Source organism: Lactonifactor longoviformis DSM 17459 (assembly GCF_900129135.1).
Lineage (GTDB): Bacteria > Bacillota > Clostridia > Lachnospirales > Lachnospiraceae > Lactonifactor > Lactonifactor longoviformis.
In genome coordinates this window covers 42,718-64,359 of sequence record NZ_FQVI01000018.1, presented here as the reverse complement: position 1 = coordinate 64,359, position 21,642 = coordinate 42,718, and the positions used below count along the sequence as shown (strand labels likewise).

The following is a 21,642-nucleotide window of genomic DNA, read 5'->3' as shown; positions in this document are numbered from 1 at the left end:
CTTCGCCTTAGTTCCGGGGCTTTTTCCCGGTGCGCCGCCTTTGGTTGGTTCCTTTGACAATCGCTGATACCTCCTTTTCCAGTTTCCGCTGTCTTTCCAAGACAGCGTATAGATTTTGTGTCTGATAGGGTCGCTCCTTTGGTCGGACAAATTTTGTCTGTATGATGTTTTTCACCACGGTTTCAAGGGGCTGTCCGTGCTTCTCGTACATTGCCATGAGGAAGCAGGGGAGCATGACGACGATCATCACAAATGCCGCCGCGCTGGTTCCCGCGCTGTCCTTTAGCAAGAAAAAAAGCGGCAAGCCTGTAATGAGTGCTGCCGCGAAACAAACGATCTGCCGCTTCGTGAGGTTGAAAGCGACTTTTGTTTTTATCTTTGATAAATCCTTTGGTACGGGTACATACGCCATACCGAAAACCTCCTTTCCGTCAAAGCTCTATGCTGTTCTTTGTTTCATTCCCCCATGTGTCCCAGCCCGCTGTTTCCTGCCTTGCGAAAAGCTCTATCCGGGGAATGTCGCCCATAAGGGCAATGATTTTTTCCCGCGTTATGTCCGGCTTTTTGCTGTGCTGCTCTATGGGGGAGATAATGAATTGATGAATACCCGCCGATTTTCTCTTTGGGTGTCCCCGTGTAGCAAACAGGCAGAGTTCCGCGTTTCCCCGCGTCCAAAACCCCAAGCCGTAAAACCATGTATAGGACTTTTTATTGAGTTTCAGCCATACAAAGGCGGCGGTCTTGTAGGAAAAGCCCCAAGCCTTGATAAGCCGCAGGGCTTCGGGGAGCTGTGGGAATGTCGCCCACAAAAAAAGTGCGCTGTCCTCTGCCGCAATATCCACGACTGAAAGCGCACATAATTCCTCTATGCTCATGGTCGGGTAGTGGTGTTCTGCCGCGCCGGAAAGCCGCTTCTGTGCGTACTTCCACGGGGGATCGGCGTAGATTATGCCGTATTTCTTTTCAATGGTTTCTTGTCCCTCCTTTCCGTATGCTTCCTTTTAAGCTCCATAAAGGGTAATCAAGGCAAAGGTCAATCTTTGCCCTTTGCCTGTCCCTATTCTATGGGGTTTTCCCGCGTCAAGGTCGGGTCGTATTTTCTCCGCTTCGCTCTGAAAATCTCCACCCTGCCCTTGACACGCCTTTAGTGCGTCGCGAAAATGGACTTAGCAAGTGCGCCGGATTTGAACAGGGAAAAGCAGAGGATCACCGTATAAGCAGCAAGGGAGAATATCGCGCTGTGTAGGTTGTCCGCCACTGTTATGTTGTTCACCAGCACCGCGTAAATGCCGACGCACACCATAATGAGGAAGCCTTGAAAGCCGATAGCGAACAGGGCTTTTAAGTAGTTGTTGCCGATCTGCCCCCACTCTTTATTTGTCATTGTTGCAAATGGGATAGGCGACACAGAACAGTAAAGGTAAATTTCTATCATTCTGCCGTAGAGGACAACGGTTATCAGTACGGACATGATTTTCATGCAAAGGCTCACAAGGCTTGTTTCCATAACCAGTAATAAAAGTTCGGGGATTTCCATTGCGTCAAGCCCCTCCTGCATGGAAGCAAGGGCGGCGGCAACGTCAATTTCTGTGCTGCCGCTTATCACCCCCGCCGCGCCGGAAACGACGTGCTGCGCAACGTCAAAGACTGCCATAGTAATATCAAAGGTGTGGGTGACAAGGTACACCGCCACCCACGCCTTGAAAAACCACTTGAAAAACATAAATGTGTCAACGTCGTGCATATTGTTCTTTTCCGTTACCATGCTGATTAGCTCCACGCATAGGACGTAAGTAATGACAAGCCCCGCTATGGGGACAATGACATTTTCTGATAATGAGCGTATCATGCTGAAAATGCCCGCGTTCCACCCCTGCGGGGTCTGCCCTACCTCGGCGGCGATTGTGCCGACTTTCTCGTTTACGTCCCCGAACATAGTTGACAGGTTCCCGTTAATGGCTCCTATGAGGATTTCCTTTATCCATTCCGTGATCGCGTCAAGTATGCTCTGCATAGGCTCTTACCTGCGCTTTTTAACCGAACAGCCCGGAAAGCAGGGGTACAAGGGTCATGCCGATCAGGGCAACGCCGCCGCCCGCCATGAGCTGTGTTATCCCCAATTAGTAGGAACAATACAGCTTTCTGGCGGGCGGCGGCACGTCAAGAAATATATATGGAGTTTTTAAAGAACCTCCCCGGAGCGGGGAGCGGTCAGCCTGTGACCTGCTCCACTTCCGGTATGGGTTTGAGATTAAAATGAATTTCGATAGAAATGTGTCTTGTCTTATCGCTGCCTATGGTTTCATGGACAACGATTTCTTTAATCAGGCGGTTTAAGGTGGAAGCGTCCAGTTCGGTGATGTCCCGGTATTCCTGTATGGATTCCACCCACTGCCTTGCGTCCACGGCAAGCCGGATTTCATCGGCAAGGTGCTTCCTGCCTTTCTCGACTTTTGCCTTTAATTCCGCCTGTTCCTTCTGCGTCTTTTCCAGCAGGAGATTGAAGTTTGCGTCTGTGATTCGTCCGGCAACCATGTCCTCATAGAGCCGCAGCACCATCTTTTCCAACACTTCAATCCGTTCCTCGTCTTTGGCAAGGGTGCGCTCCATCGCTTCCCTCTGGCCTTTCTGCTCGGCTTCGCAGGTGTCGGTCAGCCGCCCGGCCACCGCTTCACTGTCGGTCAGGGCAGCGGCGGCGCACTCCCGGATTTTATTCAGCACAAGGGCATAGAGCGTGTCATAATCAATCCGGTGCTGGGTGCAGTGCTGTTTCCCAAAGGCATTGTAAGTCTTGCAGGAATAAATCCTCTGGGGGTGCTTGGCATTGGTGTAGCGGACAGTCAGGGACTTTCCGCACTCACCACATTTGAGAAGTCCGGCAAACAGGCTCGGCTCCCCGGACTGCCCCGGCCGCTGGCGGGATTTCAGCTTCTCCTGCACGATGGCAAAACTCTTTTTGTCCACCAGCGGCTCATGCGTCCCTTCCACCACAATCCAGTCCTCCGGCTTCTTGTCCCGGATAGTGCCGATTTTAAAGCGGTACTCGGTCTTTTGGGAAGCGATTGCGCCGGTGTAGACGGGGTTCATCAGGATTTCCTTAATCACTGTAAAATCCCAGATGTACCGCCCATTCTCCGGGTCTTTCTTCTCCCATTTGGTGCGGATGTTCCTGTGCCCACGCTGCCGGTTCCACCATGTGGGGCAGGGGTGCTTTTCTTCCTCCAGCCTGCGCCGGATGTAGTTGGGGCCGTGCCCGTCCAGCGCATACCCGAAAATCAGCCGGACAACCGGGGCGGTTTCCTCGTCTACCAGCAGGCGGTTCCTGTCCTCCGGGTCTTTTTTGTAGCCGAAGGGGGCAAGGCAGCCGGTGAACTGGCCTTTCTGGGCTTTCAGCACATAGGAAGAATGGACTTTCTTGGAAATATCCTTGCTGTACATCTCATTCAGGATATTTTTGAAGGGCGCAATGTCGTTGTTGTCCCGCATGGTGTCGATACCGTCATTCATGGCGATATAGCGCACGCCGTTCCTTGGGAAGAAGTCCTCGATAAGCTGCCCGGTCTGCAAGTAGTTCCGCCCTAACCTTGATAAATCTTTCGTAATGACAAGGTTTATCTGCTTCCGCTCAATGGCCTTCAACATCCGTTTCAGGTCGGGGCGTTCCATGTTCAGGCCGGTGAAGCCGTCGTCCTGATAGACTGCCGCAACCTCCCATCCCTGCTTTTCACAGAACTTTTCCAGCATATCCCGCTGGTTTGCGATGCTGGCACTCTCGCCCTGAAGGTCATCGTCTTTCGAGAGCCTGCAATAGATAGCTGCCCGGAATCCCCCGGCAAGCGCCGTGCCAATCACGTCATAATCTAATCCGTTCATCATAACCGTTTACCCACACAATCCAGACGGAACACGGTCACTTGGAACCTCATCTTTATTATATCTCATTTCTTGCGTTTTAGCAAGATATTCTTTATCTGTTTTTCTGGTGTGTTTCTGTGCGATAAGGCTCACGAAAACGTCCGTAGCGTCCAGTTCGCCGTCAAATACTGTGGTGACATGAATCTCTGTTTTATTTTTCGCCATAGGCAGTTGTCCTCCATACATGAAATAAGCCAGACAGGGGATAGCGGCAACGAAGTCCGGCAACGGGCTTCAAAAAACCTTGGAGCTAATCCTTGTCTGGCAGTTGGGTTATTTTATACTTTTTCTTTTATTTTTCTGTTGCTTTGGTTGTTAAAGGGGAGAAAAGCCCGCAGTTACGGGATTTTTCCCGGCAACCGGGTCGGCAACGGGATAGCAACGGAGTGTGCAACGGGCTGTCCCTGCCCGGATTTTTTCAGAATGGAAGCTCCATCTGTTCCGGCACCGGCGTAAATCCTTCCGGGATTTTTTCCGTCCCGTTGCCGCTGTCCGTTGCCGGTTCTGTCCGTGCGTTTTCCCGTTCCCATCCTTTCTGCCTGCCGTACCCGGCAAACATCCGGGGGTTGGAGAAATAATTCCAGCCAGTGATGCACTGGTTCATTATCTCGTTGATTTCCCGTATCTCCCATTGTTTCGGCTCGTCAAAGTCATGGTTCAGGGCTTCTTTGTAAAGCTGTTTGGAGCAGACGGTATCGCCGGGGTAGCTGTCAAGGAAAGCCTGTATCATACCGGCCTTGGTGTCCTCCGGCATGAAGTCCCGCTGGTGTTCCTTTAAATGGCGCACCATTTCCGGGCTGAATGTCAGCTTCCACCTGCCGCTCCTGTAAATCTCCATCGCTTCCGCCCATACCTGATTCAGATAGGCTCTGGAAGCGGCTTCGTCCTCTAAAATGTGTGTTTCCGCCTGTTCCGGGCATACCTGTATAGGAATGAAGCGGCGGTTTCCTGAACGGTCAAGGGGCAGGAAGTCAAGGGCGTTGGATGTCCCGCCGAACACGCACTGCCTTGGACGGTCTGCCGGGTGGGTTTCATAGGGTATCTTGTAGACTTCCTTCTGGCGGCTCAAAAATGACTTGATTTCCTCTATGCTCCTGGCGTTTGCGGTGGCAATCATCTCCGACATCTCGATTATCCAGTGGCCTTGGAGTTTGCGGTATACGTTGTCATCGTCCAGCTTCCGCAGGTCATCGGAGAACCACTCGTCTTTGACTGCCAGCAGGCGGAAGAAGGTGGACTTCCCGGCTCCCTGCCCGCCCACCAGACAGAGCATGACTTCAAACTTGCAGCCGGGGGAAAATGCCCGGTGGATGGCTCCCAACAAAAACAGGCGCAGGGATTGGAAAGTATACTCGTCCTCACCGGCTCCCAGAAAGTGACGCAGGCAGGAGCGTATCCGTTCGGTTCCGTCCCATGTCAGGCCGTTTAAATAATCCCGGACAGGGTGGTAGCTGTTCTCATCGGCGGCAAGGGCGGCGGCGTCCTGTATCTTTTTCTCGCTTGTCAGGCCATAGGTCTTTTCCAGATACAGCCGGATATATTTCATGTCCGTGTCGGTCATGGGGCTTCCGGCAGTTCTTTTGTAGCCGATTGGCTTTAAAATATCGGTGCGGTCGGTCAGCAGGTTGTAGGCAACCGCCCCGGAAAGGAGCGGGTCGCACTGGAACACGGTCAGGCAGTTGCTCATGCTGTTACGGAAGCCGCCTTTTTCGGTGGTTTCCAGCATGGCCTTCACTTCCTCAACGCTCCGGGGCGGCTCTGCGCTGTCTGCCATGTTCGCTGTTTCCTGCCGTATCTGGGGCGGTAAATTCTGCCATCCGTCTTTCAAGGTTCCTCACTTCCTTTCCGTGTCCTGTGATAAGGGCTGCCCGCTCCTGAATGTCCCCGGAGAGAAGCACGTCCATCAGGTATTCCACCCGGCTCATGTTCTGCAGGGCTTCCACAAACCGGGGGTTCCACGCTTCATCCGGCTGGCGTGGGGCGTATTCCTCCTTCCAGCGGCGCAGGAGATGGTAATAGTCGGACAGCACCCGGAAGCAGTGCCGCTCCATGTGCCTGAATTTCTGTTCCTCCGTTTCTTTTCGCAAGCGTGGCCTTATGGGCTGCTTTTTGCCGTTCCTCCCATCCTCATAAGGGATAGAGAAGTCCTGTGCCAGCATAAGGGCGGCTTCTTTGCTGCTGATACCATGGAGCCGGGAAACAAAATCTATCACGTCCCCGGTGGCTCCGCAGCCGAAACAGTAAAAGCGGCGGTCAACCTTCATGCTTGGGTTCTTATCGTTGTGGAACGGGCAGACGCACATCCCGTTCCGGTTTACTTTGATTCCATAACGCTCCGCAGCCTGCCTTGTGGTGACGGACTGCTTCACGGCTTCAAATACGTTCAATAGGCGTTCCCTCCTGATAATGAAAAAGGCACCTGCCAGCGATTTCAAATCACAAAACAAGTGCCTGTTTAAAGTTCCATATTCTGTTGTTTCTGTGTCCGGGGCGGCTTCTGTTTCCCTGCCTGCTCCTGCCGGATGCGTTCCTGCCGCCCTTTCAGGCTCTCCTGTACGGATGGTTTCTTCCCCGGCTCGGCGGTCTGGCGGTACTGCTCGGATGGCAAAACCTGATTCAGCCAGTGGCGCACGTCACGCAGCACCTTCACATCTGCCTGAACCGCTTCCAGTTCCTTCTTTTGTCCGGGCAGGGCGGCGGCAAGCTGTTCCCGTTCCGCTTCCAAATCTTTGCGGGAGTAGGAATTGCCTTTCAGGTTGGCTTTCAAATACCGGATGGCGGCATTATAAGCGTCCAGTTCCTCCCGGTGGCTCTCCGCAAACTTCTCCTTTTTCTTCTTCCAGCCGATGGCGGCATACTCCGCATGGACTGGCTTGGCGGCTTCGTATTTGTCAATGTAGGAGAGCATGGTATTGATGGCTTTTATCCGCTTCTCGCTTTTTTTCATGCTCCCCATGACGGAAACAGCGGTCTGGCCGATTTCATCCAGCCGGGTGTCAAGGCTCTCCACGGTGGAGATTCCCTTTTTCCGCAGGAAGTCCATCGCCGCCTGCACTTTATTGTAATCGGCAACGGTTCCTTTCAGCTTCCCTCTGGAAGTCCAGTCGGCACGTTCCCCACTCCGCTGTTCCAGATACCGGAATAACAGTTCCGGGAGTGTCGGCTCCTTCGCCTGCTCCAATGCTTCCAGTAATACAGCCTTTTTCTCTTTTAAGTCAGACAGCCATCCCTTTAGGCTCCGTACCATCTGCCGGATGGACTGCATGAGCCGGTTGGCGGTTTTGATGTCCCGGTTCAGATTGCCGATGTTGGTCTGGATTCCTTTCTTCTCCATCTGGCAGGCGGCCGCTCCCATGTGGACGGTAGGGATTTGGTCAATCCCCTGTCGGGCATAGGAGCGCAGGTCAAGCCGTTCCGGGCGGTCATTGGCTTCCAGATAGCGGTTGGCCGTGTCCGCCCATCCCTGCCGCCAGATTTCGGCGTACTTCCGGTTGTTCCAGTCTACTGTGTTCTCCTTATGGCTTTTCCATCTGCCGGACGCAAGCCGGATGCGCTCCCCGTTCTTGTCAAGGTCGTACACTTTACGGCTCTTGGGGAGCCATTTGCCTTTTTCGTCCATCGCCCGCATGGTGAGCAGGATATGGGCGTGTGGGTTGCCGTCCCCCTTGTCATGGATGGCAAAGTCGGCAATCATGCCTTTGGAAACAAAAAACTCCCGGCAGTAGTCACGGATAAGGTCGGCGTACTGTCCCGGCGGGATTTCCCTTGGGATGGCAAGCACGAATCTCCGGGCAAGCTGGGAGTTCCATTGTTTTTCCTGCGCTTCGGCTGAGTTCCATAAAGTATTGCGGTCTGCAAACTCCGGCGGCACATGGGGCGGGAGCATGATTTCTTTGTGGGTGACTTCGTTCTTGTAGGGATAGTATTTCTGTTCCTGGTCATATTCAGAGAACAGCTTCTCGCCGCTCTGGTAGGCGGCGGCAGAAACAGCGGATTCATTGTTGCTCCGCTTGATGATGGTGATTTTACAATGCGGGCATGGCAAGAGTACGTCCTCCTTTCTCCCGGATTCGGGGCAAAAAAATAGCAGGATACCTTTTCAGATTTCCTGCTTGGGTGTGCCGTTGATGGGCGGCGGGTTATTTAATTTTTTAATAGTTTGTCAATTCGACAAATTGAAATTGAATTTATAATTTCCCTGCAAATATCTCTGCATCAATAGTGATTTCTTTTGTTTTTTTTAAATCTATTCCATCTTTATTTACACAAAACAGTAGTGGAGTCATATCCGCAAAGGTTTTTATTTCCTCGGATGTCATTGTATACGTTGCTGAAACTTTCTTGTGATAAACAACGGAATACTTCTTTTGGAAATAATCTACGACAGCCGCATTAGAATATTGATTGCTTTTCAATTGTTCTTTTGCCGTCTCTCGAAGCTCCTTAAGATGAGCATTTCCCGGAATTACCTTAATTACATAACCGCCTTCTTTCAAAACTCTGTTAAATTCGGAATAGTTAGCAGGAGTAAAAATATCTAATATGCAATCTATCCTTTTGTCTTTTATGGGCATTTCTTCCAAATTTCCCACAAACCATTTGATAGAATTACTGAAATCACTTTTTGCTGCAAGCTGAACAGCATCTTTAGAAATATCAAATGCAATAATTTCTTTATCACCTGATACTTCTTTTATCTGCTTTGAATAATATCCTTCACCGCAGCCAATATCAAGTATTGTATCAATGCTGCTAAAGCTTTTTATAAGCTGCACCACTTCATTCAGGATATGTGAATAATAGCCTTTTTCTAAAACCTCCCGCCTAATTTGAAAAGTCTCTCTGCTATAATGTTTTGAAGATTTTGTTCCTACAGCAAAGTTCACATAACCCGTTTTTGAAATATCGAAACAATGATGATTAGAACAAAATAAACTTTTTTGTTTCAATTTTAAATCTGTTTTACATATAGGACATTGAAAAACTTTTTCACTGTCACTAAATCTAAGTATTTTATTCATTATTCCCTCCGTTATTACATTACTTGCCCAATAAGCGAGCTATGCAATACGGATTCACCGCAACATAACCCGCGGTGTTATCTTAATCTCATATGCGCTGTCATATTCTCACCTCCAAACTCCGATTTGTCACCGGCTCCATTATACGCTATCTCATAAAAAAAGTATAGCCGAATTTCAGCAAACTTGTCAGATGGAAACAACTTGCAACGCAAGATAATTCCGGGCGGCAAGTCCACAAAGGGGTAGCTGGCGTAAGCCAGCGCAGGGGAAGGGTAACTTCCCCTGTGATGATTGGAGCAGATTGAAAATCTACGGAAATCATCTGCTGTCCGCAGGACGCCCCCGGCAGGGCGCAATGCACCACTTCCCGAAGTGGTGTATAATTGCGCCCTCTTTCAGAGGGGGATTTTCCAGCTTGTCACTTCGGAAGCTGTCAACGTGAACGCGCCCAGCTCGTCCACGTTAAAACTTCCCTTCAAAAATCAAGACGCGCCCGGCGCACTTTGATTCTGGAACAGTCTTTTTTATCGTTCCTGCTGTCGGGACTTCTTGTCAGGATAGAGCTTCCCGGCGACAACGGCGGCATGGCTTTTTATCTTGATTTCCCCTTCCTGCTCGCTGCGCTTTGCGTTCCGGTAGCCTTCATCGGAAAGGAAGAAACGGAACCGCTCCCCCTTAAAACCGACAAAGCACTGCTTCTGTACTTCCAGCGTAATCATGTGCCGGGTTTCCGGGTGGAACCGTTCCTTTCCTGACAGGTCATGCCCCTGCAAAATCGGCTCCTGTGCCTTTGCCGCCGCAAGCCGCTGGCGGATGGAATTGTCACGCTCTGCAAGGAACCGGGCTTTTGTGGCGGCAACAAACCGGCTGCACTCCGGCTCCGGTATCTTTTCCAGTTTTCGGATGGCGTTCTCCACGATTGCCTTTGTCAGTAAGTCCTTTATCACCGGCACGATTTCTTTCATGCCCGCAAGGGTTTCCGCCTTGGTCGGTGCGGCATACTGGTAGATAATATCCAGCTCGCTTTTTGAAAATTTCATTCCGTGTCCTCCTTCCGGTTTTCGGTAAGAACCTGTGCCACAAGCCGCTTCGTGTCGCCCCGGTGGAACAGTACCTTCAAGATGGTGCTGACCTGCTCGTCCGTCACGGATTCCGGGTGGGGGAGATGGCTTTCCAGCATTGCCCCTCTGGTGCAGAGCCGGTGCGTCCGTTCCTTCCGGTTCAGTGTCTTTATCTGGTGTTCCAGCATTTTCTCCTTATGCTGCGCCCGCCGCAGCCTTGCTTCGGTCTTTTCAATCTCCTGATTCAGTTTTTCCAGCTTCTCATTCATGGGCAGCATCCTCCCTGGGGAGCAGGATATAGATGTGGCTGACCTCCCCGATTCCCTGACGGACACGCATGATCATCCCGGCCTGTTCCAGCTCGTTCAGGGAACGCTTGCAGGTCTGAGGGCTTCGGGAAAGCGCAGCCGCTATCTCCATGACGGGGAAGCGGATAAACAGAATCCCGTTGCTGTCCTCGGTTCCCCTTGTCAGGATTTCATCCAGCAGGCGGGCGTACATGACTTTTGCTGTATTGCTGACCGGAAGTCGGAGCATTGCCTTTGGGAGCGGCATACAGGGCGGCAGGGGTGTACTGGCTATCATAAATTCACAATTCATTGGGTGGTGTCCTCCTTTTGGCTCGTTTGGATAGGTAACGGGGGCAGTCAATCATGACAGCCCGGAAACTCTGCTTGCACTCATGCTGGCATTTCCGGCAGAGTCCGTTGTAGCTTCTGCGCCCCCGGTCATTCAGGAAGAAAGCAAGCTCTTTCTTCCGTTTTTTTGACATTCTCGGCATAATGCCTCCTTCATAGAAAAACCGCCCGATTCAGCAGTAACAGCCGGAATGGGCGGATAGTGGTTTTTTGTGTATCGTTTCGGGGCGATTTTCAGGGGAAATACAGCCGCAGAGCCGCCCCAAAATCCCCCTTAGTATTACGGGCAGGGCAGACTATGCCCCGTGAAATTGTTGTGTTTCGGTATCGTTTCGGTGTTCATTTTGCCGGTTCCCTCTGCTGTCGTTCCTGCCCCCGTCTTTGGCGGCGTTTCGCTCTCCTTGGTACGCTCGTTGCGGTCAGGGTTCCTCCGTTTCCCTGCCGGAAGTCGTTGCGCTACATCGCCGGGGAGCATATCCCATACAGGCCGGTCATTCGATTGGAATAATCCATCGATGAACTACCTGTATCATAGAACATTTTTGAGCCTTGTGCCGTATGTCCACAAAAAAGGAATTAAGGGCAAATATCGGAAATTTCCACGATTGTGGAAAGTATGGTATAATCCAGTCAGGCGGCAGGGAAGCAGCCGCTGGAAAGGAGCGTGCGCACATGAAAGGAGCGACTACCATACAGGAACGCCTTTGGGATTTACGCAAGGAAAAAGGATTAAATCTGGAAGAACTGGCACAACTGACAAAGATTTCAAAATCTGCCCTTGCCAGCTATGAATCTAAGGACAATAAAGAAATCAATCATGGCAACCTTATCACGCTGGCGGATTTCTATGGAGTGTCCATTGATTATCTGTTATGCCGGACAGAAAACAGGGAGCAGGTCAACACGCCTTTAACAGAATTGCATTTGAATGACGAAATGGTTGCGCTTCTGAAAAGTGGCCGGATTAACAACCGTCTGCTGTGCGAACTTGCCACCCACAAGGACTTTATAAAGTTTTTGGCTGATATTGAGGTTTATGTGGATGGGATTGCTTCCATGCAGATTCAGAACCTCAACTCCCTTGTCGATACTGTCCGGCATGAAATTATAGAACGCTACCGCCCCGGAGAAGATGACCCGTACCTGCGGATTTTACAGGCCGCACACATTGAGGATGACGAATATTTCAGCCACATGATACAGGATGATATAAGCGTAATCGTCCATGATATTCGTGCTGCACACAAGTCTGACAGTGAGAGTGCGCCACCGACTACCATTGCCGAAGAATTGAAACAGGACTTAGAGGATGTTGCAAATTTCAAGGGAAGCCCTCTTGAAAAACAGGCTGCGCTTTACTGCAAGCGGCTGGGTATCAATTATAACAAGCTGTCTGATGTGGAGTTCCGGCAACTTGTACATATCCTTGAAAAATCGAAATTCTTCAAAAGCTATGTCGGCCAGAGAAAAAAACGGAAATAAAAAACCGCTGTTGCATGATTGTGTATGTTTCCATGTGGCAGCGGTTTTGTGCTGGTGGTATTTAGTTGAGAACGTGGCTTGATAAACTGGAAGTTGTTTATTAAACCTTTTTAACCTTAACCAACAACATCATAGGTCTACGCATTTCATCACACATTCCCGGCATATCCATCATATCTGCCGGAGGCATTGCTTCCTCAATAGCCTCAATTTGAAAACCACATTTTATAAGTGGATTCAATATCTGCGTTAATGTGTGGTGCTGTTTAATTACTCGTTGACCAAGAAAATTGGTTTCTCTTTCGCCTGTGTAATAGTAATTGTCGATTGGCCAATATTTAGGTTTCCCATTTTCATCATAAATCCAATCCTCATTAACACCTGCGGTGAAAGTCGGATGTTCAATATTGAATAGGAAATACCCACCTACTTTTAATGTGCAATACACCTTTTGATAAACATTAGCTAAATTTTCGATATAGTGCAGTACCAGGTTAGAAACAACTAGGTCATAAGTATTTTCAGGATAAATGTATTCTTCAACACCGCAAACTTTATACTTGATTTTGTCATCAGAGTTATCAGCTACTGCTTTTGCAATCATTTTTTGACTACTATCAATACCAAGAATTTCAGTAGCTCCCATTTGTGCGGCATATTTGCAATGCCAACCGTAACCACATCCTAAATCCAAAACTTTTTTTCCCTGTAATTTAGGGAATAACGGTTGCAACTGATGCCACTCTCCAGCAGCTTTCAGACCGTCTTTGCTTCTTCCCATTTCCGCATATGCGGCAAAAAATTCACTATTATCGTAAACATTTCTCATTGATAATTACCTCCACAACTCCCGATTTTTCTGGCTTTATTATATTACAATGTCCTTCCAGATGGAATAGGCTTCCTCAAAAATTCATTCAAAACCTCTATGTTTGTCAACTTTCCGCTTCGGTATCTGATTCCGGCTCATTCTTCGTGATAACAAGCCGCCCTTGCTGGCATTTCACGGTAATTTTATCCCCAGCGGAAAAACCGGCCTGTTCCAGCCAGTTTCCCTGTAAAAGAATCTGCGGCGGCGATTTTTTGAAAGCACCTCGCCCATTATAAACGGTCAGTTTGCGGTCGTCCATCCGTCCTCCTTCCCCGCCGCCTGCCGGCATACGATTTCAAATACATCCCCATCCTCTGTCCTGACAGTGAGCAGGCTGTTCTGCTCGTCTGCGTTCAGGTCGGCAATCCCCATCCCTTCGCTGTCGTTCAGTAAATCAAAAAGTTTGTCCCTAAAATAATTCAGTTTCATTCTGTTGTTCCCCTTTCATAGCTTATAGTCTATTGGCTAATATTATATAGTCTTTTAGAAGCTATTGCAATCCCTATGTGTGATGTAGTCTAAAAGTGAACAAAATAAATGCTAATAGCTTATGAAATGGGTGGGCATTATGGAAACAAAAGGATTGGGCAAACGTATCAACATGGTGAGGAAAGACCGGGGATTCACGGCTGACAGGCTTTCAGAATTATGCAGTATAAACGCAACCTATCTCCGGCAGATTGAAGGCGGGACAAAGGTTCCCAGCCTGCCTGTATTTATCAATATCTGCAACGCACTGAAAATTTCCCCGGATTATCTGCTGCGGGATGCGCTGGGAGATAATGAGGTCAGTGATATACGGGAACTGGCAGAGTTGTGGGAAAGCACTTCGCCCAGCCAGCAGGAAATCGCCGCTGCCATGATTCGGGCGGTATTGGAGCGCAGGGAAGATTAGAAAGACCAGCCGGTAATCGGCTGGCCTTTGCATATCCAATCAAATATAAATCAATTCGCTTTTTATGATTTCCTCTGCCCGGTTTCGGATATTGTTCATCCGCCCTACCCATTCAAGCTGGTTCCGGGCTTTCAGTTCCTCGGTCACTCCCTCGGTGGCTTTCATCTGCTCTATGATTAAGTCAAGCCGTTCCTCCGCCTGCTCGTTCAGGTCGGCAAGGTACGTCCATAATTTCCCTGTTAGGATAAGGGAACTGTACCATGCCGGATGTTCCTGTTTCAGATATTCCCGGTGCAGCCGCCCATAATGTCCGATAGGGCGGTTTTCCTCCGGCAGCTTCAAGTCCGGGATATAATAATCGCCTACCAGAATATAATCAATGCCGTTCTCTGTGATTCTTTCTTTCAGTTTTTCCATTATCGTTCCCTCTTGTGGCGGAAGGCTCGTCACTGGCCAGTTCAATCACGTCCATAATGCCACAATCCAGCGTTTCGCAGATTCGTGCCAGCGTGTCCATGCTGATGTGTTTTCCTTCTTTGCCCATATTGGCAATCATATTTGTGGTTAGGCCAGCGGCAAGCCTTAAATCTTCTTTCCTCATGTTTCGCTCTATCAGCGTGTGCCAGAGCGGTTTGTAGCTGATGTGCATTTTTCTCCCTGCCTTTCTGCCCCGGATGGGCGCTTGCCCCCATTATATCAGGTTTCTTGCTAATCCACAAATATTTCTTGACGATATCGCCGGTTCCGTCTGGATTGTGCTTTTCCTTTCCTCTTTTGATTACCTCTAATTAGCCATGACCTGCTTCATGCCCTGTGATTTCGCGCCAGGGTTGTCATTGCCGTAGCCCTCCATGAGATTGATCACGCCCCAAATGCCAAGTCCGGCTCCAAGTGCCACAACAAGGGTCTGCAAAACGTCTACTGCTGAATTAAAAAATGCCATGTAAAATCCTTTCTGCCGCGTCTGCGGCTGTCCGGCAAGCGGACAAAAGGCGGTCAGCGTTTGGTCGCCGCCGCATAAAAAAACCGCCCTGTGATAAAGGCGGTGTCCCCGCGCTGCGTAAGTTCTGCGGCGCGGCGGTATTCAGTTGTAAAGGGTTGGGCGGTACGTCCCCCGGTAGGGGCGCGTACCATGTAGCCCGTGTTTACGTTCTTGATTTCCGATCAGCTCCTTAAAAAATCTTTTTATGAATGACAGGTAGGAAAGGGTCTTTTTCCGTAGCAGTCGGCGGTGTGGGAATGTGGATAACTGGCTGCTCTTTTGGGGCTGTGGGAAACGCTGTTTGCAGGACGTGGGAAAGCCGCACTCTGGCTTTTCCATGTGCTGTGAATGGCGTTTTCCATAGCTCCATAGCCTGTTATCCACATTTCCACGGCGCAAATCTTTTACGCCCTGTCACTGTTTCGGGATAAGCCCCATGCGGCGGGCTATTTCCTCCGCGTAAAGCTCCACATAACGGCGTTCCATTTCCTCCCGCCACTGCCAATACTCCTGTATTGCTGTGTCAATGGCGACTGCCATATCCAGCAGCCACTTCATTTCAAGCTGCTTCCGCTGCTTCTCCTGTTTCTTTCTGATACGCTTATTCACTTCTTGCGTCCTCCTGTAAATGCGCCCGGTTCTTCTCGTAAAGCCGTTCGCAATCCTTGATAAATTTCCGCAGGGCGGCTTCCCGCCGCTGTTCCTCCCGGATTTTGGGGTTGACAAGCACCGTAAACCGCCGCCTGTCAGTTCCGGGGTGTTCACTCATGGTCTGTGTCCTCCTGTAAGCCCTCCCCGTCAATCTCGTAGTAGTCAAATTCTTCCTCCGGCTTCACAATGGCGGGGCGGCGTTTGATGTGCTTTTCCATGTCAAAGGCGTTTTTCGGGTCTGCGTCAGAGAGGTACTTGTATTTCGGGTGCTTCGTTATATCGAATTTATCCGAAAAGAACGGACGTACCCCGCGCACCTGTAAAATGCACTTGCCCCCGTCCATAACCGCGATTTCATCTTCCGTCATAAGCTGCTTTCCCAATTTCTGATAGTTCAGCCCGTGGGAAAGCTCCCGCCCCCGTGTTTCGGACGTGTTGAAGCTGTCTATGGTTTCTTTTCCTAAAAGCTCCGACATTTCTTTAAGCGTCGTTTTCTCCTTGCCGCCCAAGAAAAGGGTCGTGTCGCAGTTCCCCGTGATCGTGTCGGCGTTGTCCTTGTAGATTGCTTTTAGCTGGCTCTGTGACTGCAAGATGATGGAAGCGGATATTTCCCGGCTCCTTATGGTGGCGATCAGCTTTTCAAACTTCGGTATCTGCCCGATATTGGCAAATTCATCAAGCAAGCACCTTACATGGACGGGAAGCCGCCCGCCGTATTCATCATCTGCTTTATCGCAAAGCAAGTTGAATAGCTGTGTGTAGAGAATACTCACGACAAAGTTAAAGGTGTCGTCGGTGTCGCTGATAATGACAAACAGGGCGGTCTTTCTGTCCCCCAGCGTGTCAAGCTCCATTTCGTCCGTTTCCATTAGCTCCCGCAGCTCCCGTATGTCAAATGGCGCAAGCCGCGCACCGCAGGAAATGAGGATAGAGCTTCGCGTCTTGCCCGCCGATAACAGGAATTTCTTGTACTGCCGGACAGCGAAATGCTCCGGGTCTTTTTCTTCCAGCCGTTCAAACATGAGGTCAACCGGGCTTTGAAATTCCGGGTCGTCCTCGCGGGCTTCGCTGGCGTTTATCATTTCAAGCAGCGTCGTGAAATTCTTTTCTTCCTCCGGGGCTTCATAGTGGATATAGCCGATAAGGGCGCAGTAAAAAAGCCGTTCCGACTTTACCCAAAAATCCTCCCCGGATTTCTCCCCGTCGCCTTTGGTGTTGGCGATTATGGTATTTACCAGCTTCAAAATGTCTTTCTCGCTCCGCAGATAGGCAAAGGGATTGTAGCGCATGGACTTTTTGAAATTGATTGTGTTCAGCACTTTTATCCGATAGCCGCCCCGCTGTAAGAGCTTCCCGCACTCGATTAAGACAGTGCCTTTCGGGTCTGTGACAACATAGCTGCTGTGCATTTGCATAAGCGACGGTTTGACGAAAAACCTTGTCTTGCCGCTGCCGGAACCGCCGATCACAAGGATATTTTTGTTTCTTGCATATTTCGGCTGCTTCGGGCGGCTGTTCATGGTGAGCCGTTCCGTCTGTGTCAATGGGATATTGTTCTCAAATACCGGGTCTGTGTACGGCTTTATATCGTCGGCGGTTCCCCAACGCGCGGAACCGTACTCAATGCCTTTGCGGTATTTCTTCGCGTTCTTGCCTTTTAGGTAAACGGCAAGCCGGATAATCACCGCCCCGGCAACGCCGATCAGCAGGTCGGCGGGGTGGAAGCTGGGCGCGGCACTGGCAAAGGTGGCTGTGAAGCCCTCCCCAAGATGTAAAATCTTTTGGCTTGCGTCCATGCCGGGGGAAAGCCGGACAGCCGCGCCTACCTTGTCAAACAGGTACACAAAGAGCAGATACGGGAGATTGAGAATAAGCAGCTTTTTGATTTCCGGCTTCATAGCGATACCTCCCTGTCCTTGTGTTTGGTCTGCTGGCGGCTGGCGTTCAGCTTCTTTGCCTTTTCCCGGAAAGCGGCTAATGCCTTTCGGATTGAGGGCTTTTTATCCTGCGTCAGCTTCTTTGCGGAAAACTCCTTGAAAGCGGCGGTCAGCGCGTCCGCGTCCCTGCCCTTGAAGAATACAAGGTAGCGGGGCGGGGTTTCCGTCGCGTCCTTTTTCATCGCAAAGTCGATACCATATTTTTTCGCTGTACTCTCAAAGGCTTTGATGTTGTCCTTTGTGATCTCAATGTTGGAAACGCCTGTATTCTGCTTCATAAGCTGCTTTAGGGTCTGCTTCCCGTGGGGGATTGCCTGTCTGTCAAGCTCTTTCTTTGCCTGTGAGAGCAGCTTTTTGATTGCCTTTTGCAGCACTTCGGCGGTCAGCTTCCCGGTCTTGATATACAGGGCAACGGTTTTTTCGTTGATTTCGTCCTGCATGGGGTCTGTCCCTCCTTTCGGGGTAGTCTATGGGGCGGCGGTCAGATACGCACCCGCAGCCCGTTTAAGTCGTCGGCTCTGATACCCACCAAGTACCATTCCTGCGCCATATTCATTTCAATGCGGGTCGGCTTCCACTTGCCGCGTGTGAACACGTCGAAACAGTCCCCGCAATGCAGCCCGCCGTAATAGCTGGCAAGGTCAAAGCGAATGTCGTAGCGGTCTGTGCGCTCGTCAAATACCAATGCTCCCGTCATTTTCTGTGCCATAATAAAATCCTCCTTTTGTGGTTGTGGGTGGTTACAGGCTTTCGCCCGGTTTGAATGAATAGGGGTCGTGCGGCTCCTGTGGCGCAAGTGCGCCGCTTGCCATATCGTGAGCCACAAGGGACGTGTAATAGTTGCCGATTGTGGACGGGGCATTGAAAAGCACCGCCCGTAAATACTGCTTGATGTTGCGGATTTTGGTTGTGTTCTCTTTCATGCAGTCCAGCACAAAGCGGATATGTTCAGCGTCCAGCTTCATAAACTTTGCTTTTACCAGCTCGGCGGGGTAGTCGTCCCCGGCAATGCGGATCGTCTTTCTCCGGGTACAGACGGTTTCCAGCATGAGGTCTACAATTTCATTCAGCCTGTCCCCGTCAAACTTCATATCCTGTATGAGAATGTCATAGTCGATATTTTCCTTGATGATCTCCCGGTAAATCTCAAAAGCGGTCTGTGCTTCCGCTTCCTTTCGTTTCCGTTCCGGCGGCGTAGCCGCTTCCTGCTCCAAAGGAGAGGGGTTAGGGGAATGGATAGGAATGGAATGGGTACTTTGTAAATCCGTATTTCTTTTTTCTTTTGTTGGTAAGTCAGTTCTTTGTATATCTTTATTTAATTGCATTGGATTTTCCAACGTAGGTTTTTCCAACATTGGTTTTTCCTGCATTGGATTATCCAATGTTGGATTTTCCAATGTAGGTAAATCCGGCGTAGGTTCTGTATGCGGCTGCTCATAGATTACATAATCGGCTCCCCGCAAGCGTCCTTTCTCGTCGCGCTCCCGTGATCGGACGATATACCCGGCGCGTTCCAGCTCCTTTATGGCTTCCCGGATAGCGTCTATCTTTTCCCGGTTGATCTGTGACAGCCCCGCAAGGGTGTAGTCCCAATCTTCGGGAAGGGAAAGCATTTGCGACAAAAGCCCCTTTGCCTTTAAGGTTAGCTCCTTGTTGCGTAAATGGTGGTTGCTCATAACGGTATAGCCCTTGTTGCGTTCCACTCGGAAAACTGCCATAGCTTCATCACTCCTTTGGTTGTGGATTTGTTACGCGATAGAACGCCATTTTGCCGGGGTTAGGTATAAATCCCTGTCCCCGGCAAAAGTGCGCCCGCAAAGCCGCATATAGCAAGGCTCTTTTTGCCCCTACTGCGTAACATGAGGGCATAAAAAAAGCGGCGTTCCTGTTCTCCCGGTTAGGGATAGAGAAACGCCGCGTTTGCGTCGTATTCAGTTTTCATTTATTCTTTCTCAATGCTGTGTGCTGGTGGCTGGGCTGGCAGGGTTCCGGGCGGCATATCAAGGCTCTTTCCCTCAAAAGTAGTAAATTGGTAGTAAATTCAGCTTGAAATCCTGCTTGTATGCCCGTAAATCAAGGCTTTTTTGAGATAATCAACCATTTTTATATAAAACATTATACCATTTTTTGTATACTAAAGCATTTCTATCCAGCGTTTACTGCAGTTTAATTTCAACCGCATCCCCCACCTGCTCATAATCACTGCTCATCTTACCGCTTTCCTTAGGAAAGGCTACTGCATACGGCGTCAGCTGCAGACTGGCGGCGTCCTCCGAAATCTCACCTGTCAAATCGTCTATTTTAAGCTTTCCTTTATTTCCTTCTAATCTGGATAAATAGAAACTTACAGGATTCCCCAGGTTATCCTCTCCTTTCAGCATAATATCGTACTCAATTCTCTTCCGGTCTGAGGAAAAATAAATTTTTTGTCCCAGATCGTTGCTGGTATAAGTGTCCAGGGTAATGGAAGAGCCGTCAGGGAGTTCGAAGGAATCATACAGAGGTATCTCCCGGGTATGTTCGGCCAGTTCTTCTCCGCTGGTGGAAAAGGCAAACTCCCAGGCTGTGTCAAAGTCTCCCTGCCGGTAAAACTTCAGTTCGATATCGTACTTTTCATCCATATTCAGATTTTTTACATCACAGTTTATGACACTTTCGATTGTGTCCTCGCTTATTTTCCTTGCGCCCCCGCTGGCTGAACCAGACGCTTCCCTGCCGTTAATATAAAGAAACGCGTCCAGCGAAGCCTCTGCCTGGCTTTTTTCTGTTGGGTAGCCATCCTCAGAGGTCTGCGTGACCGAAATTACCAGTTCATCCTTATCCAGGATCACCTCGTTTAATGTCACTGTCAAGCCTTCCTTGGTAACAGACTTGCTAACCACTGTTTTGTATGGAGCCAAATCCTTTTTAATTCCTAAAAAAGATGCAATGTCATAGGAAACTGCCTTAATCTGGGCATATACCTGATCGCTGAACATTGTAATGCCCACAGCGCCCAGTACTACTGCTGCACAGGCGGCTGCCGCTGCTGTTTTCCTGACTCTGTGTTTTTTCTTCCTTAACTTGCCGGTATATACTTTCAGCCTTTTCTTCTCAAACTCTGACAAGTCCTCTCTTTTGTAATGATCCATATCGGTTTCTATTTCATTTAGTAAAGTATAAATATTTTTTTCCATGGCTTCTCTCCTCTCCGATCAGGATATACTAAACAGTTTCCGCAGCTTCTTTTTCCCTCTGGATACCCGGTTATAGATGACTTCCTTTTTCATGCCAGTCTCACTGCTTACTGTGTCTATATCCTGTTCCTCCAGAAAAAGGCGTTCAAATAACTCCCGGTCCTTAGGTTTCAGGCAGTTCAGCATGGACTCCGTCTCCTCAGAAAGTTCTTCTTCCAGAAGATCCATCTGCTCCCCTGCTTCCTCTTTCACCAATCCCTCTTCCCAACTCTGATAATTCAGCTCTTTTAAATACCTGCGGAGATAATCTACTGATTTGTACCGGGCGATCCCCGCAATCCAGTTTTGAAAGCTGCTTTTTCCCGGGTCATAATATTGGATATTATCCCATATAGCCATAAGGACATCATTCATGCATTCCTCCTGGCAGGGCTTCATATGGTACAGATGCTTTCGGATCACACTTTTTATAACCCATCCGTATGCATCAATTACATATTCCAGCGCCCTTTCATCTTTGGCTTTCAGCCGGGTAATAAAATTGTCCTCATTTATTTTCATAGTGTCTGCCCCCGTGTTTGGATATTGCCATGGCATTGTCATAGTAAGATAACGTTCTCTTACCTGTTATTTCGTAATCTACTTCTCATTTCTATCACTTTATCATATTTTTGCATAAAAATGTTGCATCCTCGTCTGTGAAAGAAAGGAAACCACCAAAGCCAAAGATAAAGGCAGTGCCGGAGGAGGATTCCCCCGGCACTGCCCTGCATGCTGCCTATTATCTTGTTTTCGTCCAAACTCCGGAACCATTTACATAGTACTTGCCAATCCATGTATTAGAAGCCATAGCTCCATTGCTTCTCAGATAATACCATTTTCCGCCTACCTGAATCCAGCCGGTTGCCATTGCTCCGCTGTCCTTCAGGTAATACCAGGTCTTTCCGTCCAACAGCCAGCCCGTTGCCATCGCTCCGCTGCTCTTCAGGTAGTACCAGGTCTTTCCGTCC

27 protein-coding genes and 4 pseudogenes are annotated in these 21,642 nt (G+C 49.6%); 2 read left to right on the top strand and 29 right to left on the bottom strand.

Going from position 1 to position 21,642, the window contains the following annotated elements; all coding sequences use genetic code 11:
- Positions 1-7: 7 nt before the first annotated feature.
- The 14 genes and pseudogenes from BUA56_RS15295 to BUA56_RS15220 form a co-directional block, all read right to left on the bottom strand.
- Positions 8-412, bottom strand: coding sequence for a PrgI family protein (locus tag BUA56_RS15295; protein ID WP_072853262.1), 405 nt, complete (start codon positions 410-412; stop codon positions 8-10).
- 19 nt (positions 413-431) lie between these two features.
- Positions 432-950 (bottom strand): MT-A70 family methyltransferase, encoded by a 519-nt coding sequence (locus BUA56_RS15290; RefSeq protein ID WP_423241202.1) that lies wholly within the window; start codon positions 948-950, stop codon positions 432-434.
- 194 nt (positions 951-1,144) lie between these two features.
- A complete protein-coding gene (locus BUA56_RS15285) occupies positions 1,145-2,014 on the bottom strand; it encodes a VirB6/TrbL-like conjugal transfer protein, CD1112 family (RefSeq protein ID WP_072853258.1) in 870 nt (289 codons plus the stop codon).
- 19 nt (positions 2,015-2,033) lie between these two features.
- A pseudogene (locus BUA56_RS15280) lies at positions 2,034-2,117 on the bottom strand (Maff2 family mobile element protein); the annotation flags it as partial.
- A 94-nt stretch (positions 2,118-2,211) separates the two neighbouring features.
- Complete coding sequence (locus tag BUA56_RS15275; protein ID WP_044478882.1) at positions 2,212-3,876, bottom strand: recombinase family protein; 1,665 nt, start codon at positions 3,874-3,876, stop codon at positions 2,212-2,214.
- A 6-nt stretch (positions 3,877-3,882) separates the two neighbouring features.
- Entirely contained in the window at positions 3,883-4,080 is a 198-nt protein-coding gene (locus BUA56_RS15270) for a hypothetical protein (RefSeq protein WP_072853256.1), read from the bottom strand.
- A 253-nt stretch (positions 4,081-4,333) separates the two neighbouring features.
- Positions 4,334-5,689, bottom strand: coding sequence for a virulence-associated E family protein (locus tag BUA56_RS15260; RefSeq protein WP_072853254.1), 1,356 nt, complete (start codon positions 5,687-5,689; stop codon positions 4,334-4,336).
- Complete coding sequence (locus tag BUA56_RS15255) at positions 5,655-6,302, bottom strand: CHC2 zinc finger domain-containing protein (RefSeq protein ID WP_044478888.1); 648 nt, start codon at positions 6,300-6,302, stop codon at positions 5,655-5,657. The genes BUA56_RS15260 and BUA56_RS15255 overlap by 35 nt, the downstream gene beginning before the upstream one ends.
- A 68-nt stretch (positions 6,303-6,370) precedes the next feature.
- Positions 6,371-7,960, bottom strand: coding sequence for a MobQ family relaxase (gene mobQ / locus BUA56_RS15250; protein WP_044478890.1), 1,590 nt, complete (start codon positions 7,958-7,960; stop codon positions 6,371-6,373).
- Between the two features lie 142 nt (positions 7,961-8,102).
- Positions 8,103-8,936 carry a methyltransferase domain-containing protein gene (locus tag BUA56_RS15245; protein ID WP_002592690.1) on the bottom strand — a complete coding sequence of 278 codons (834 nt, stop codon included), beginning with the start codon at positions 8,934-8,936 and terminating at the stop codon, positions 8,103-8,105.
- Between the two features lie 527 nt (positions 8,937-9,463).
- Entirely contained in the window at positions 9,464-9,979 is a 516-nt protein-coding gene (locus BUA56_RS15235; protein ID WP_072853250.1) for a DUF5720 family protein, read from the bottom strand.
- Positions 9,976-10,275 (bottom strand): DUF3847 domain-containing protein, encoded by a 300-nt coding sequence (locus tag BUA56_RS15230; RefSeq protein WP_206538847.1) that lies wholly within the window; start codon positions 10,273-10,275, stop codon positions 9,976-9,978. Before BUA56_RS15230 ends, BUA56_RS15235 begins: the two co-directional genes overlap by 4 nt.
- Positions 10,262-10,600, bottom strand: a complete 339-nt coding sequence (locus BUA56_RS15225; protein WP_044478897.1) for a MarR family transcriptional regulator — start codon at positions 10,598-10,600, stop codon at positions 10,262-10,264. Before BUA56_RS15225 ends, BUA56_RS15230 begins: the two co-directional genes overlap by 14 nt.
- The gene (locus BUA56_RS15220) at positions 10,590-10,781 is read right to left on the bottom strand and encodes a hypothetical protein (RefSeq protein ID WP_072853248.1); all 192 of its coding nucleotides are present in this window, start codon (positions 10,779-10,781) and stop codon (positions 10,590-10,592) included. The genes BUA56_RS15225 and BUA56_RS15220 overlap by 11 nt, the downstream gene beginning before the upstream one ends.
- Before the next feature lie 529 nt (positions 10,782-11,310).
- Here BUA56_RS15220 and BUA56_RS15210 point away from each other — a divergent pair.
- Positions 11,311-12,120, top strand: coding sequence for a helix-turn-helix domain-containing protein (locus tag BUA56_RS15210; RefSeq protein ID WP_022621311.1), 810 nt, complete (start codon positions 11,311-11,313; stop codon positions 12,118-12,120).
- Between the two features lie 100 nt (positions 12,121-12,220).
- On the opposite strand, the gene BUA56_RS15205 is transcribed toward BUA56_RS15210, so the two are convergent.
- The 3 genes from BUA56_RS15205 to BUA56_RS15195 form a co-directional block, all read right to left on the bottom strand.
- Entirely contained in the window at positions 12,221-12,949 is a 729-nt protein-coding gene (locus BUA56_RS15205) for a class I SAM-dependent methyltransferase (RefSeq protein WP_022621313.1), read from the bottom strand.
- Between the two features lie 106 nt (positions 12,950-13,055).
- Complete coding sequence (locus BUA56_RS15200) at positions 13,056-13,250, bottom strand: SymE family type I addiction module toxin (protein WP_046921240.1); 195 nt, start codon at positions 13,248-13,250, stop codon at positions 13,056-13,058.
- On the bottom strand, positions 13,232-13,420 hold the full coding sequence (locus BUA56_RS15195; RefSeq protein ID WP_022621314.1) for a hypothetical protein: 189 nt from the start codon (positions 13,418-13,420) through the stop codon (positions 13,232-13,234). Before BUA56_RS15195 ends, BUA56_RS15200 begins: the two co-directional genes overlap by 19 nt.
- 139 nt (positions 13,421-13,559) lie before the next feature.
- Here BUA56_RS15195 and BUA56_RS15190 point away from each other — a divergent pair, with 139 nt between their 5' ends.
- On the top strand, positions 13,560-13,886 hold the full coding sequence (locus BUA56_RS15190) for a helix-turn-helix domain-containing protein (protein ID WP_044478901.1): 327 nt from the start codon (positions 13,560-13,562) through the stop codon (positions 13,884-13,886).
- A 39-nt stretch (positions 13,887-13,925) separates the two neighbouring features.
- Here BUA56_RS15190 and BUA56_RS15185 read toward each other — a convergent pair whose 3' ends face one another.
- From BUA56_RS15185 to BUA56_RS15135, 12 genes and pseudogenes are all read right to left on the bottom strand, one after another.
- Entirely contained in the window at positions 13,926-14,303 is a 378-nt protein-coding gene (locus BUA56_RS15185) for a TnpV protein (protein ID WP_072853244.1), read from the bottom strand.
- Positions 14,263-14,535 (bottom strand): annotated as a pseudogene (locus tag BUA56_RS15180) (helix-turn-helix domain-containing protein); the annotation flags it as partial. The gene BUA56_RS15185 and the pseudogene BUA56_RS15180, both read right to left, overlap by 41 nt.
- A 141-nt stretch (positions 14,536-14,676) precedes the next feature.
- Positions 14,677-14,829: pseudogene (locus BUA56_RS15175) on the bottom strand (Maff2 family mobile element protein); the annotation flags it as partial.
- Between the two features lie 453 nt (positions 14,830-15,282).
- Positions 15,283-15,477 carry a hypothetical protein gene (locus tag BUA56_RS15170; protein ID WP_044990163.1) on the bottom strand — a complete coding sequence of 65 codons (195 nt, stop codon included), beginning with the start codon at positions 15,475-15,477 and terminating at the stop codon, positions 15,283-15,285.
- Positions 15,470-15,637 (bottom strand): hypothetical protein, encoded by a 168-nt coding sequence (locus tag BUA56_RS23210; protein ID WP_167594280.1) that lies wholly within the window; start codon positions 15,635-15,637, stop codon positions 15,470-15,472. Before BUA56_RS23210 ends, BUA56_RS15170 begins: the two co-directional genes overlap by 8 nt.
- A complete protein-coding gene (locus tag BUA56_RS15165; RefSeq protein ID WP_072853242.1) occupies positions 15,630-17,417 on the bottom strand; it encodes a VirD4-like conjugal transfer protein, CD1115 family in 1,788 nt (595 codons plus the stop codon). Before BUA56_RS15165 ends, BUA56_RS23210 begins: the two co-directional genes overlap by 8 nt.
- A complete protein-coding gene (locus tag BUA56_RS15160; RefSeq protein WP_072853240.1) occupies positions 17,414-17,896 on the bottom strand; it encodes a PcfB family protein in 483 nt (160 codons plus the stop codon). Before BUA56_RS15160 ends, BUA56_RS15165 begins: the two co-directional genes overlap by 4 nt.
- A 41-nt stretch (positions 17,897-17,937) precedes the next feature.
- Entirely contained in the window at positions 17,938-18,165 is a 228-nt protein-coding gene (locus BUA56_RS15155; RefSeq protein ID WP_016284538.1) for a DUF5348 domain-containing protein, read from the bottom strand.
- 31 nt (positions 18,166-18,196) lie between these two features.
- On the bottom strand, positions 18,197-19,174 hold the full coding sequence (locus BUA56_RS15150; protein WP_072853238.1) for a DUF6017 domain-containing protein: 978 nt from the start codon (positions 19,172-19,174) through the stop codon (positions 18,197-18,199).
- Positions 19,175-19,612: 438 nt separating this feature from the next.
- Complete coding sequence (locus BUA56_RS15145) at positions 19,613-20,632, bottom strand: DUF4179 domain-containing protein (RefSeq protein WP_072853236.1); 1,020 nt, start codon at positions 20,630-20,632, stop codon at positions 19,613-19,615.
- Positions 20,633-20,650: 18 nt separating this feature from the next.
- Positions 20,651-21,193 (bottom strand): sigma-70 family RNA polymerase sigma factor, encoded by a 543-nt coding sequence (locus BUA56_RS15140; RefSeq protein ID WP_072853234.1) that lies wholly within the window; start codon positions 21,191-21,193, stop codon positions 20,651-20,653.
- A 220-nt stretch (positions 21,194-21,413) separates the two neighbouring features.
- Positions 21,414-21,642 (bottom strand): annotated as a pseudogene (locus BUA56_RS15135) (N-acetylmuramoyl-L-alanine amidase family protein); the annotation flags it as partial.

What these genes read in the sequence shown, in the direction of transcription:
- BUA56_RS15210 (WP_022621311.1), top strand. Translation starts at nt 11,311, where the DNA reads ATGAAAGGAGCGACTACCATACAGGAACGCCTTTGGGATTTACGCAAG.
- BUA56_RS15225 (WP_044478897.1), bottom strand. Translation starts at nt 10,600, where the DNA reads ATGAATTGTGAATTTATGATAGCCAGTACACCCCTGCCGCCCTGTATG.
- BUA56_RS15270 (WP_072853256.1), bottom strand. Translation starts at nt 4,080, where the DNA reads ATGGCGAAAAATAAAACAGAGATTCATGTCACCACAGTATTTGACGGC.
- BUA56_RS15195 (WP_022621314.1), bottom strand. Translation starts at nt 13,420, where the DNA reads ATGAAACTGAATTATTTTAGGGACAAACTTTTTGATTTACTGAACGAC.
- BUA56_RS15190 (WP_044478901.1), top strand. Translation starts at nt 13,560, where the DNA reads ATGGAAACAAAAGGATTGGGCAAACGTATCAACATGGTGAGGAAAGAC.
- BUA56_RS15160 (WP_072853240.1), bottom strand. Translation starts at nt 17,896, where the DNA reads ATGCAGGACGAAATCAACGAAAAAACCGTTGCCCTGTATATCAAGACC.
- BUA56_RS15200 (WP_046921240.1), bottom strand. Translation starts at nt 13,250, where the DNA reads ATGGACGACCGCAAACTGACCGTTTATAATGGGCGAGGTGCTTTCAAA.
- BUA56_RS15275 (WP_044478882.1), bottom strand. Translation starts at nt 3,876, where the DNA reads ATGATGAACGGATTAGATTATGACGTGATTGGCACGGCGCTTGCCGGG.
- BUA56_RS15295 (WP_072853262.1), bottom strand. Translation starts at nt 412, where the DNA reads ATGGCGTATGTACCCGTACCAAAGGATTTATCAAAGATAAAAACAAAA.
- BUA56_RS15260 (WP_072853254.1), bottom strand. Translation starts at nt 5,689, where the DNA reads ATGGCAGACAGCGCAGAGCCGCCCCGGAGCGTTGAGGAAGTGAAGGCC.
- BUA56_RS15205 (WP_022621313.1), bottom strand. Translation starts at nt 12,949, where the DNA reads ATGAGAAATGTTTACGATAATAGTGAATTTTTTGCCGCATATGCGGAA.
- BUA56_RS15165 (WP_072853242.1), bottom strand. Translation starts at nt 17,417, where the DNA reads ATGAAGCCGGAAATCAAAAAGCTGCTTATTCTCAATCTCCCGTATCTG.
- BUA56_RS15145 (WP_072853236.1), bottom strand. Translation starts at nt 20,632, where the DNA reads ATGGAAAAAAATATTTATACTTTACTAAATGAAATAGAAACCGATATG.
- BUA56_RS15220 (WP_072853248.1), bottom strand. Translation starts at nt 10,781, where the DNA reads ATGCCGAGAATGTCAAAAAAACGGAAGAAAGAGCTTGCTTTCTTCCTG.
- BUA56_RS15150 (WP_072853238.1), bottom strand. Translation starts at nt 19,174, where the DNA reads ATGGCAGTTTTCCGAGTGGAACGCAACAAGGGCTATACCGTTATGAGC.
- BUA56_RS15140 (WP_072853234.1), bottom strand. Translation starts at nt 21,193, where the DNA reads ATGAAAATAAATGAGGACAATTTTATTACCCGGCTGAAAGCCAAAGAT.
- BUA56_RS15235 (WP_072853250.1), bottom strand. Translation starts at nt 9,979, where the DNA reads ATGAAATTTTCAAAAAGCGAGCTGGATATTATCTACCAGTATGCCGCA.
- BUA56_RS15185 (WP_072853244.1), bottom strand. Translation starts at nt 14,303, where the DNA reads ATGGAAAAACTGAAAGAAAGAATCACAGAGAACGGCATTGATTATATT.
- BUA56_RS15285 (WP_072853258.1), bottom strand. Translation starts at nt 2,014, where the DNA reads ATGCAGAGCATACTTGACGCGATCACGGAATGGATAAAGGAAATCCTC.
- BUA56_RS23210 (WP_167594280.1), bottom strand. Translation starts at nt 15,637, where the DNA reads ATGAGTGAACACCCCGGAACTGACAGGCGGCGGTTTACGGTGCTTGTC.
- BUA56_RS15155 (WP_016284538.1), bottom strand. Translation starts at nt 18,165, where the DNA reads ATGGCACAGAAAATGACGGGAGCATTGGTATTTGACGAGCGCACAGAC.
- BUA56_RS15245 (WP_002592690.1), bottom strand. Translation starts at nt 8,936, where the DNA reads ATGAATAAAATACTTAGATTTAGTGACAGTGAAAAAGTTTTTCAATGT.